We start from the raw sequence: 11,607 nt of genomic DNA, 5'->3' as shown, positions 1-11,607 counted from the left end.
ACCATCATCCGCTCGAACTACCTGTTCGACGAGAGTGCAGCGCTCTACGATCACGCGCTGAAACTCTGGGAAGGCCTGTCGGCCGAGCTGAACTACAACGTCATGTTCTCGCAGCGCGGCGTGCTGATGCTCGCCCACAACGTGCACGACGAACAGGTCTTCCGCCGCCATGTCCACGCCAACCGCCTCAACGGCGTCGACAATGAATGGCTCACCCCCGAAACAGGCGAAGGCCTTCTGCCCGCCGCTGAACATCGCCCCCGGCATGCGCCATGCGGTCACCGGCGGCGCGCTGCAACGGCGCGGCGGCACGGCGCGGCACGATGCCGTCGCCTGGGGCTATGCCCGCGCCGCCAGCGCAATCGGTGTCGACATCATCCAGAACTGCGAGGTCACCGGCATCGACCGCGACGCCGCAGGCCGCGTCAGCGGCGTGCAGACCACGCGCGGTGCGATTGCAACCAGGCGCATCGGCGTGGTTGCCGCCGGCAATACTTCGGTGGTGATGGCGATGGCCGGGCTGCGCATGCCGCTCGAAAGCTTCCCGCTGCAGGCGCTGGTCTCCGAGCCGGTGAAGCCGTGCTTTCCCTGCGTCGTCATGTCGAACACGATCCACGCGTATATCAGCCAGTCCGACAAGGCGAGCTGGTCATCGGCGCCGGCACCGATGCCTACATCTCCTACAGCCAGCGCGGCGCGCTGCACATCTCGATGCACACGCTGGAGGCGATCTGCGAGCTGTTCCCGATGTTCCGCCGCATGCGCATGCTGCGCAACTGGGGCGGCATCGTCGACGTCACGCCGGACCGCTCGCCGATCATCGCCAAAACGCCGATCCCCGGCCTTTACGTCAATTGCGGCTGGGGCACCGGCGGCTTCAAGGCCACGCCCGGCTCCGCCGATCTCTTCGCCCACACCATCGCCCGCGACGAGCCGCACCCGATCAACGCCCCCTTCAGCCTCGAGCGCTTCGCCGAGGGGCGGCTGATCGACGAGGCCGCCGCCGCCGCGGTCGCGCACTGAGGAGCCCCGCCATGCTGCTGATCCCCTGCCCGCATTGCGGCGAGCGTCCGGAAATCGAGTTCGCCTATGGCGGCGAGGCCCATCGCGTCCGCGCCGCCGACCCGCGCGCCGTCGATGACGCTTCGTGGACCGACTATCTCTACATCCGCCGCAACGCCCGCGGCGAGTTCGAGGAACGCTGGCGCCACGCCCATGGCTGCGGCCGCTTCTTCAACCTCCGCCGCAACACCTATACCGACATGATCGACCGCGGAGCCGCACGATGAGCCAGAGCTTCCGGCTTGCCGAGGGCGGGCGGATCGACCGCTCCCGCACCCTCGCCTTCCGCTTCGACGGCCGCGCCTATGCCGGCCATCCGGGCGACACGCTGGCCTCCGCCCTGCTCGCCAACGGCGTCCATCTGGTCGGCCGCTCCTTCAAGTATCACCGCCCGCGCGGCATCCTGACCGCCGGCGCCGAGGAGCCGAACGCCCTGGTCGGCGTCGGCCGCGACGAGGGGCACTACACTCCCAACCTGCGCGCCACCCAGGTCGTCCTGCATGACGGCCTGGTCGCCGAAAGCCAGAACCGCTTCCCCTCGCTCGAACGCGACGTCGGCGGCCTCACCGACCTGTTCTGGAAATTCATCCCCGCCGGTTTCTACTACAAGACGTTCATGTGGCCGAAGACGGCATGGACACGGGTGTTCGAGCCGCGCATCCGCGCCATGGCCGGCCTCGGCCGCGCCCCGGAGATCGCGGACGCCGCCTGCTACGCCCAGCGCTACGCCCATTGCGACGTGCTGGTGGTCGGCGCCGGCCCCGCCGGCATCGAGGCCGCCCTGGCCGCCGCCTCCTCCGGCGCGCGGGTGATCCTGTGCGACGAACAGGCCGAACCCGGTGGCGCCCTTCTGGCCGAGACCGACGCGACGCTCGACGGCGCCGACGTCGCCAGCTTCCTCGCCACCCGGCTGAGCTGGCTGCAGGCCGCCGGCCAGGTCACCATCCTGCCGCGCACCATCGCCTTCGGCTATTTCCCGCACAACATGATCGGCCTCGCCCAGGATCTCACCGATCATCTCGGCGAACCCGACGACACCCAGCCCCGCGGCCGGCTCTGGCAGGTCCGCGCCCGCGAGGTGGTGATCGCCACCGGCGCCATCGAGCGCCCCCTCGCCTTCCCCGACAACGACCGCCCCGGCATCATGCTGGCCGACGCCGCGCGCACCTACGTCACCCGCTACGGCGTGCTGCCGGGCCGCAACGCCGTCGTCTTCACCGCGCATGATTCCGCCTATGCCGCCGCCCTCGCCCTGCATCGCGCCGGCGCCCGCATCGCCGCGATCGCCGATCTCCGGCCCGATCCGTCCGGCGAACTGGTCGAGGCCGCGCGTGCTGCCGGCCTGCCGATCCGCCCCGGCTGCACCCTCACCGGCACCGAGGGGCGGCTGCGCGTCACCGCGGCCACCATCGCGCGGCGCGACGGCGGTGCCGGCGAGCGCCTCTCCTGCGACCTCGTGCTGATGTCCGGCGGCTTCACCCCGAGCGTGCATCTCTTCTCGCAGAGCCGCGGCAAGCTCCGCTTCGATCCTGCGCTCGACGCCTTCATCCCCGGCGAGCCGGCCGAGGCCTGCCGCGCCGCCGGTGCCGCCGCCGGCACCACCTCGCTGGCCGACGCCCTCGCCTCCGGCCGCGCCGCCGGCGAGGCGGCCGCCACCGCCGCCGGCTTCACCGCCCCGCCCGCCATGGCGATCGCGGTCGCCAACGCCCCCGCCGCCACCGGCGGCTTCCTCGGCGCCACGCCGCACGGCCGCAACCCCGGCGCGGTGCGCGCCTTCATCGACTTCCAGAACGACGTCACCGCGAAGGACATCTCGCTCGCCCTGCGCGAGGGCTTCCGCTCGGTCGAGCACGTCAAGCGCTACACCACCAACGGCATGGCGACCGACCAGGGCAAGCTCTCCAACATGAACGCGCTCGGCATTATGTCCGCCGAACTCGGCCGCCCGATCCCCGAGATCGGCACCACCACCTTCCGCATGCCCTACACGCCGGTGCCCTTCGGCTATTTCGCCGGCTACGCGCGCGGCGCGCTGTTCGAGCCCGAGCGTCACACCCCGATCCATGACTGGGCCGAGGAACAGGGCGCGGTGTTCGAGGATGTCGGCACCTGGAAGCGCGCCCGCTACTTCCCGCGCGAGGCGAGACGATGCACCGCGCCGTCGCCCGCGAATGCCGCGCCGTGCGCGCCAGCGTCGGCATCTTCGACGCCTCGACCCTCGGCAAGATCGAGATCGTGGGGCCGGACGCCGCCGAATTCCTCAACCGCATGTACGTCAACGCCTGGACGAAGCTGAAACCCGGCCGCCTGCGCTACGGCGTGCTGCTGCGCGAGGACGGGTTCGTGGTCGACGACGGCGTCATCGGCCGCCTGTCCGACACCCGCTTCCACGTTACCACCACCACCGGCGGCGCCCCGCGCGTGCTCGCCATGATGGAGGACTACCTGCAGACCGAGTTCCCCGAACTCGATGTCTGGCTCACCTCCACCACCGAGCAATACGCGGTCATCGCCGTCCAGGGCCCCCGCGCCCGCGACGTGATCGCCCCGCTGGTCGAGGGGGCGGACATCTCCGGCGCCGCCATGCCGCACATGAGCATGGTCGAATGCCGCGTCGCCGGCATCCCGGCCCGGCTGTTCCGCGTCAGCTTCACCGGCGAGCTCGGCTTCGAGATCAACGTTCCCGCCGATTACGGCCGCGCCGTCTGGGAGGCGGTGTTCGATGCCGGCCGCCGGCACGACGTCACCGCCTACGGCACCGAGACGATGCACGTGCTGCGCGCCGAGAAGGGCTACATCATCGTCGGCCAGGAAACCGACGGCACGGCAACGCCCGACGATGTCGGCCTCGCCTGGGCGATCGGCAAGGCGAAGCCCGATTTCGTCGGCAAGCGCGCGCTCGACCGCGCCGCCTTCGCCGGCCAGACCGGGCGCAAGCAGCTCGTCGGCCTGTTCACCGAGCCCGGCGATGTCGTGCTCGAGGAAGGCGCCCATCTCGTCACCGACCCCGACCGGCCGCCGCCCGCCGAGATTCTCGGCCACGTCACCTCCGCCTACTGGAGCGAAACGCTCGGCCGCTCCATCGCCCTCGCTCTGGTGCGCGCGGGCGCGACCGCATCGGCGAAACGTTTCACGTGAAACTCTCGGACCGTGCGATCCCGGTCCGCCTCACCGATCCGGTGTTCTACGATCGTGAAGGAGCCAGGCTCGATGGCTGACCTGATGCAGACCCGCCTCGCCTCCCCGCTCGCCGGGCGCATCGGCGATTCCCGGATGCGCGAGATGCCGCGCGCCACGCGCGTCTCGCTGCGCCTGAAACCGGAGGCCATCGAGGCCGCCGGCGCGGCGCTGGAGGTCGATCTCACCCTCGGGATGAACCGCGCCACCGAGTCCGGCTCCCGCACCGCGATCCGCCTCGGCCCGGACGAATTCCTGCTCATCGCCCCGGTCGCCGACACCTGGGAGGCGTTCGAAGCCGCCCTCGCCGCGGTTCTCACGCCGCGCGACCACGCGCTGGCCGACATCTCCCACCGCCAGCTCGGCGTCTCGATCGAGGGGCCGGACTGCACGGCGATGCTCAACGCCCTCTGCCCGCTCGATCTCGACCTCGCCGCCTTCCCCGTCGGCATGGCCACCCGCACCCTGTTCGGCAAGGCCGATATCGTGCTCTGGCGCACCGCGGATACTCGCTTCCACATCGAGGTCTGGCGCTCATTTGCCCCCTATCTCTGGGGCCTTCTCGCGACCATCGGCCGAGAATATCCCGATCAATAATATCCCGATCAATGCTTTCCCGGCGCCTAGAGCATCATCCGATCAGATGGAATCATCTGATCGGATAAAGATGCTCTGAATATCATTATCATAGAGCACTGCATCCGATCCGGATGGATCGGAAAGTGCTCTAGGTTCTGTACCTATTGCCATGACTACGGAGCGTCTGATTCAAGTCTGTTTGGAGGACTTGGAACATGGCGGAACTTTTCTGGCTGAACGACACGCAATGGGCTGCGATCGAACCATTGCTGCCGAAGCTTGGCGGCAAGCCTCGGGTTGATGACCGCCGGGTGCTGAGCGGCATCCTGCATCGCTTTCGCGAGGGCTTGCGATGGCGAGCGCTTCCTGAGGCCTATGGGCCACGAACCACGGTGTTCAACCGGTTCAACCGCTGGAGCCAGCGTGGCCTCTGGCAGGAGATCTTTGCGGCCCTGGTCGCCTGCGCGTATCCGCCGCGCATCGCCATGGTGGACAGCACCTCGGTTCGGGCACATCGCGCGGCCGCGGGCGGTAAAGGGGGGCGCAAAGCCAGGCTATCGGCCGGTCGAGGGGTGGACGGACGACCAAGATCCACGCCGTCGCGGATGAGCAGGGACGCATCGCCGCACTCCTCCTGACGCCGGGACAGGCCTCCGACATCAGCGGCGCCAGGGCGCTTCTGCCCACAATACCGCCACCAGAAGAGCTGATCGCCGACAAAGCCTACGACGCCGATGACCTGCGCGCCTTCCTCACCCGCCAAGGCACCAGGCCCGTGATCTCGCCCATGCCCAACCGCCGCGCCATTCCGCCCTTCGACCCCGTCGCCTACAGAAAGCGCAATCTCATCGAACGCGCCTTCTGCAGGCTCAAGGACTGGCGCGCCATCGCCACACGCTACGACAAAACCGCACGAAATTTCCTCGCAGGTATCTGCCTCGTCCTCGCCGTCACATCTTGGATCAGTTGAGTCCAGAACCTAGGGGGTGATCTGACCGGATGCGTCAGGCCTTGCGGGGCCTGAACCGCGCCACGAAATCAAGGATCGCCACCGCCGCCTCGTCGGGCGACGGGTGCCGCATCACCCGTCCGCCGGCATCCCGCGTCTCGCTCACCGCCTGCAACCGCGCCTCGGCCGAACCGCCGCCGCCGACATCGCCGATCAGCTTCGGCCGCGCCCGATAGGGCCGGATTTCGATTCCTTCCGGCGCCAGCGCCGAAATCAGCGCCGGTCCCGCCGCCTCGCTCACCCGGCCCGCCAGCCGCGCGCGATGCACATAGGGCAGTGGCGCCGGTGCGGCCGGATGCACGGTGATCACCGCCGCCCCGCGCACCGTGGCCGCCCGTCGCCCGCCGCGCGGCAGCGCCTGCGTCACCCTCGTTTCGCCGCCCGCAAATTCGGCCGCGATCGCATCGGCGACGATCGGCCATCCCAGCGCACGCGCCAGCCGATAGGGCAGCAGCCCGCCATCCGCGCCACCCCGGCCGCGCCGCCCCGCGAGGATCAGGACCGGCATCCTTCCCTCAAGCGCCGCCACCAGCGCGCCGAGCGGATCGTCCGCCGCCCCGGCCCCGACCAGCGTCAGCCCATCGATCCCGTGCCCGAGCGCGTCCAGCACCGCCGCGTCGCGCCCACCGGCATGCAACCCCTCGACTGCGCCGCCCGCCCCGGCAATGCGGCGCGCCAGCGCGATCGCCTGCAACTCTACCGGCACCGGGCAGGGGTCACCCGTGGCCGGATGCCGCCCCGCCGAGAGCAGCACGACGATCCTCATGCCTCGGCTCCCAGAAGCGCGAGCAGCGCCGGCAGCACCGCCTGCGCATCCGCCACCACCGCGAGGTCCGCCCGCGCGATCATCGCCGCGTGCAGGTCGGTATTCACCGCGACCACATGGTCCACCGTGCCGATCCCCTGCAGATGCTGCGGCGCGCCGGAAATCCCGAACGCCACGTAGCAGTCGGCGTTGAGAACGGTTCCGGAGGCGCCGACCTGCATCGCCCGCGGCAACGCGCCGGCGTCGCACACCACCCGGCTCGCTCCCGGCGTCGCCCCGAGCGCGCGCGCGAGATCGAGAAACCCCGCGAGATCGGTCACCCCGTTTCCCGCCGCGATGACAAATCCCGCCTCGTCCAGCCGCACCGTCGCCGCCTCCAGCGGCAGGGGCGACAGCCGCACCGCCATCGCCGCATCCATCGCCGGATCGGCCGGCAGATCGACCGGCTCGGCCGCATGCGCCGCCCCGCGCCAGGGCGCGATGCGGTTGGCCGCGATGCTCAGCAGGCGCGGCGGCGCCGCCCGCCATTCCGCCCGCCCCGCGGCAGCCGGGCGGATCGCCTGCCGCGCCGACAGGCTCTCGACCGCATCGAACAGCGCCTCGTCGCAGAGTGCGGCCACCCGCCGCGCCAGATCCCCGCCATCCGCGCTCTCGGCGAACACCACATGGCGCGGCCGATGCGCGCCGATCGCGGCGGCGACCGATGCCGCCAGCGAGGCCGGATCGTCCCGCTCCGGCAGCACCATCACCCGGTCCGCCCCCGCCGCACCCGCGTCCTCCGGCAGGCTCGGCGCCAGCAGCACCACCGCCGCCGCGCCGCCGCCATCGAGCAGTCGCGCCGCCCCCAGCACCTGCCGGTCATGGCGCGACAGCACACCGCCCGCCATCTCGGCCACGGCGAACACCAGATAGGCCGGGTCCGCGATCGTCACGACCTGCGCCGCCGTCGGCGCCACCGCGGCACAATGCGCGACCACCCCGCCGCGATGCGTCCGGTCGATCCGCCGGCGCGGCGCCTCGGCCACCACCACCGCCGCGCGCTCGGCCCGGGGATCGCGCCGCCTCGCGCTCACGCCCGCGCCTCCACCGGCACCGCTTCCATCGCCGCGTGCACCAGCTCGGCAATGTCGCGCACCTCGGGCCGCGGGCCCGTCACCCCTTCCAGCATCGCCGTGCAGCCCGGGCACGCCACGGCGACGATGTCCGCCCCGGTCTCCCGCGCCTGCGCCATCCGCAGATCGGGAATTCGCCGCACGCCCGCGATGTCCGAAACCGGCGCGCCGCCCCCGCCGCCGCAGCAGAACGAGGCCGCGCCATGCCGCTCCATCTCGCTTACCGCCAGGCCGATTCGCCCCAGCACCCGCCGCGGCGCGTCATACTCGCCGTTATAGCGGCCGAGATAGCACGGGTCGTGATAGGTCACCGTCCCGCCGGATGCCGCCTCCGGTCGGATCGCGCCAGTACCGATCAGCTCGTCGATCAGCGCCGTATGGTGCTGAACCGTGTAGAGCCCGCCGAACGCCGGATATTCCTGCCGCAGCACATGCAGCGCGTGCGGATCGGCGGTGACGATCCGCACGAACCGCCTTGTCGCCAGCGTTGCGACATTGGCGCGCGCGAGCCGCTCGAACCCCGCCTCGTCGCCAAGCCGCCGGGCAAGGTCGCCGCAATCGCGCTCCGCTTCCCCCAGCACCGCGAAATCCAGCCCCGCCGCCCGCATGATCGCCACCAGCGCCCGCAGCGTCCGCCCATAGCGGGCATCGAACGCCCCGTCGCCGAGCCAGAGCAGGATGTCGGCGCTCTCGCCCTCGCCCAGCTCGCGCAGCCCGCCGGCCGCGAAATCGAGCCGCCGCCCGGACTCGAACCCGCCGGGATTGAACGCGTAGCGCAGTTCCGAAAGCACCTGGTCCGCCTTGCCCGGCGCGCCACCTTCCGCGAGTGTCAGATGCCGCCGCAGATCGACCACAGCATCCACATGCTCGATCATCATCGGGCAGTCGGCGACACAGGCGCGGCAGGTCGTGCAGGCGAACAGCGTTTCCGCGTGCAGCCGCCCCAGCACCGGGCCCGGCGACGAAATGCCCGGATGCGGCGAGCCGGCATAGGCCGGCGCCTCCGGATGCAGCGCCGTCGCCAGGTCCTGGATCAGCGCCTTCGGGTTCAGCTTCTGCCCGGCGGCGAAGGCCGGGCACGCCTCCTCGCACCGCCCGCACTGGATGCAGGCATCGAACCCCGCCAGCCGGTTCCAGGCGAAATCGCCAATCGCCGCCACGCCGAATTTTTGCGCCGGCGACAGCAAGCTCGCCGCCGTTCCCACGAAACGCTCCGGCCGCGGATGCGCCGCGAGATGCACCGCCCCGGCCAGCGCGTGCCGCATCGGCCCGGTCGCGATCCCCGCCACCAGCCGCGCCCCGCCCCAGGCCGCAAGCCCGATCCCGGCCAGCGCCGGCAGCCACAGCCCGAGCAGAATGCCGAGCGAGGCCAGGAACCCGCCCGCCGCATAGGCGGCGAGATCCCGCGCCAGACCCTGGAATGCCCCGCCGGAAAGCGAGGCCGGAAGCGCCGGCTGGCGCCGCCGCGCCACCAGCCGAGCGCCGAAAATCGCGAAGCCGAAACCGAAAGCGGCCAACAGCCACAGCATGTCCGCGCCGCGCAGCGCCGGGATGATGCCGAGCAGCACCAGAGCGGTGCCGCCGAGCAAGCCCCCGGCGATCGCCTGGTGCATCCGCGCCGCCGCCGCCCGCCGCGCCACCACGCCGTGCACGTCCACGAGATAGCGCCGCGGCAGCGCGGCCAGCCCGCGCGCCCAGTCCACCGTCGCCGCCCCGCCCCGCCGCCACGATGCGGCGAGACGCAGCCCCTGCGCGATCACCCCGGCCAGCAGCAGCCAGGCCAGCAGGACGAACAGCCCCGCCATCAGAAATCCTTGCAGAGGCGCAGCGCGTCGTAGATCGCGGCGTGGATGTTGCGCCCCGCCGCCGCATCGCCGATGCGATACAGCGCGTATCCTTCCTCCGGCCAGGGCTGCGCCCGCCCCGCCACCAGCGCGCCGGCATCGATCCGTCCCCGGTTGACCGACCCCGCCTTCAGCGGATCATACAGCGCGTCATCCGGCAGCGTGCCGAAATCGACGACGACATGATCCACCACCCGTTCCTCCTCGGCGAGATCCATCGTGTTGCGCAGCACCGCGACGAGCCGGTTCTCCTCCCGCCGCACCGCGAGCAGGTCGAGATTCGGCGTCATGATCACGTCATGGCGGTAGAGTTCGCGCAGATGGATCGGCTGGTTGGTGGTGCCGACCTCCTCGGCCGCCATCCGGTCGCCGGTCGCGAGTTCCACCAGTGCGCCGCGCTTCGCGAGGAACTCGGCGCAGGAGGCGGCGTTGTGCTGCCCCATCCCGTCATAGAGCAGCACCGAACCGCCGAGCGCGATCCCGTCGCGCAGGATCGCGGCGGTCGTCGTCACCAGCTCCGCCCCCTCCATGAAGCCCGGATTGGGCACACCGCCGGTCGCGAGAATCACGATGTCCGGCCGCTCCGCCAGCACCATAGCCGCATCCGCCGCCACCCCGAGCCGCAGATCCACGCCGAGCCTGCGCACCTGCGCGCCAAGCCAGCGCGGAATGCCCGACAGCGCCTCCCGCCATCCCGCCTTCGCGGCGATGTTGATCTGCCCGCCGAGCGCCGTCTCCCGCTCGAACAGCACCACCTCGTGGCCGCGCTCGGCACTCACCCGCGCCGCCTCCAGACCGCCCGGCCCGCCGCCGACGACAACGACCCGCCGCCGCCGCGCCGCCTTGCCGATCACATGCGGCATCGTCGCCTCGCGCCCGGTCGCGGCGTTCTGGATGCACAGCGCATCCGCCCCGGTATAGATCCGGTCGATGCAGTAGCCGGCGCCGACGCACTGGCGGATATCGTCCTCCCGCCCGTCCTGCAGCTTGCGCGCGAGATGCGGGTCGGCGATATGCGCCCGCGTCATCGCGATCATGTCGACATGCCCCTCCGCCACCGCGCGCGCGGCGGTGGCAAGGTCGGTCACCCGCTGCGCGTGGAACACCGGCACCTCCACCTCGCGGCGGATCGCGCTGGCCAGCGGCAGGAACGGGGCCACCGGAAACGACATGTTCGGCAGCGAGACCGCATGCGCCAGATGGTCCCGCGCCTGCCCGCCGAGCACGTTGATGAAATCGACCAGCCCGCGCCGCGCATGCGCCTCGGCGATGGCGACGCAATCCTCGTGGCTCAGCCCCTCGGCCAGCATCTCGTCGCCCGACATGCGGATGCCGATCAGGAAATCATCCCCCGCCGCCGCCCGCATCGCCTCGAGAATCTCGAAGCCGAAGCGCATCCGGTTCTCGAGCGACCCGCCATACCTGTCGCCGCGGTGATTGACCGAGGGCGACCAGAACTGGTCAACCAGATGCCCGTGCGCCGCCGAGAGCTCGCAGCCATCCAGCCCGCCCTCGCGCGCCCGTCGCGCCGCCGCGGCGAAATCGGCGATCACCCGGTCGATATCCTCCTGCTCCATCTCCCGCGGGATCGACCGGCTCGCCGGCTCCCGCCGCGGCGAGGCGGAAATCGTCGGCAGCCAATTCTCGGTATCCCAGCGCGTCCGCCGCCCCATATGCGTGAGCTGGATCATCAGCGCCGCGCCATGCGCGTGCACGCGATCGGAAAATTGTTGCAAATACGGAATGACACTGTCATCCGCGACCGAAATCTGGTTCCACGGGGCCGCCGGGCTGTCGAGCGAGACGGAGGACGATCCGCCGAACATCGTCAGCCCGATGCCGCCCTTCGCCTTCTCCACGTGATAGAGCTGATAACGCTCCTGCGGCTTCCCGTCGCGGCCATAGCCCGGCGCGTGGCTCGTGCTCATGATCCGGTTGCGGAACGTGGTCCGGCGGATCGTCAGCGGGCGAAACAGCGCCTCGGCATGGGCGATCATGCAATGCCTCCGGGCTTCGGAATACGCGAATGCGCCAGCGCCGCCGGGGTCAGCGGCCGCG

General features: G+C 71.0%; 6 protein-coding genes and 3 pseudogenes. 5 read left to right on the top strand and 4 right to left on the bottom strand.

What is annotated here, in order from left to right; translation table 11 throughout:
- The 5 genes and pseudogenes from ACIDOCELLA78_RS95195 to ACIDOCELLA78_RS95175 all read left to right on the top strand — a co-directional run.
- Positions 1-1,023 (top strand): annotated as a pseudogene (locus ACIDOCELLA78_RS95195) (sarcosine oxidase subunit beta family protein); the annotation flags it as partial.
- A gap of 11 nt (positions 1,024-1,034) precedes the next feature.
- Positions 1,035-1,289: a sarcosine oxidase subunit delta gene (locus tag ACIDOCELLA78_RS95190; RefSeq protein ID WP_201729673.1), complete on the top strand. Its 255-nt coding sequence runs from the start codon at positions 1,035-1,037 to the stop codon at positions 1,287-1,289.
- Positions 1,286-4,280, top strand: a pseudogene (locus tag ACIDOCELLA78_RS95185) (sarcosine oxidase subunit alpha family protein). The gene ACIDOCELLA78_RS95190 and the pseudogene ACIDOCELLA78_RS95185 overlap by 4 nt, the downstream one beginning before the upstream one ends.
- A complete protein-coding gene (locus ACIDOCELLA78_RS95180) occupies positions 4,273-4,836 on the top strand; it encodes a sarcosine oxidase subunit gamma (RefSeq protein WP_201729672.1) in 564 nt (187 codons plus the stop codon). Before ACIDOCELLA78_RS95185 ends, ACIDOCELLA78_RS95180 begins: the two are co-directional and overlap by 8 nt.
- A gap of 197 nt (positions 4,837-5,033) precedes the next feature.
- Positions 5,034-5,788 (top strand): annotated as a pseudogene (locus ACIDOCELLA78_RS95175) (IS5 family transposase).
- A gap of 34 nt (positions 5,789-5,822) precedes the next feature.
- Here ACIDOCELLA78_RS95175 and ACIDOCELLA78_RS95170 read toward each other — a convergent pair.
- Genes ACIDOCELLA78_RS95170 through ACIDOCELLA78_RS95155 form a run of 4 tightly spaced genes read right to left on the bottom strand, consistent with a single transcriptional unit; the run spans position 5,823 to position 11,546 of the window.
- Positions 5,823-6,593, bottom strand: a complete 771-nt coding sequence (locus tag ACIDOCELLA78_RS95170) for an electron transfer flavoprotein subunit beta (protein ID WP_201729671.1) — start codon at positions 6,591-6,593, stop codon at positions 5,823-5,825.
- Entirely contained in the window at positions 6,590-7,666 is a 1,077-nt protein-coding gene (locus ACIDOCELLA78_RS95165) for an electron transfer flavoprotein subunit alpha/FixB family protein (RefSeq protein WP_201729670.1), read from the bottom strand. The genes ACIDOCELLA78_RS95170 and ACIDOCELLA78_RS95165 overlap by 4 nt, the downstream gene beginning before the upstream one ends.
- Positions 7,663-9,510 carry a DUF3483 domain-containing protein gene (locus tag ACIDOCELLA78_RS95160; protein WP_201729669.1) on the bottom strand — a complete coding sequence of 616 codons (1,848 nt, stop codon included), beginning with the start codon at positions 9,508-9,510 and terminating at the stop codon, positions 7,663-7,665. The genes ACIDOCELLA78_RS95165 and ACIDOCELLA78_RS95160 overlap by 4 nt, the downstream gene beginning before the upstream one ends.
- A complete protein-coding gene (locus tag ACIDOCELLA78_RS95155; protein WP_201729668.1) occupies positions 9,510-11,546 on the bottom strand; it encodes an NADH:flavin oxidoreductase in 2,037 nt (678 codons plus the stop codon). Before ACIDOCELLA78_RS95155 ends, ACIDOCELLA78_RS95160 begins: the two co-directional genes overlap by 1 nt.
- Positions 11,547-11,607 lie beyond the last annotated feature (61 nt).

Source organism: Acidocella sp. C78 (assembly GCF_907164655.1).
Note: the sequence above shows the minus strand (reverse complement) of the source record. Positions and strands in the feature narration are given on the sequence as shown.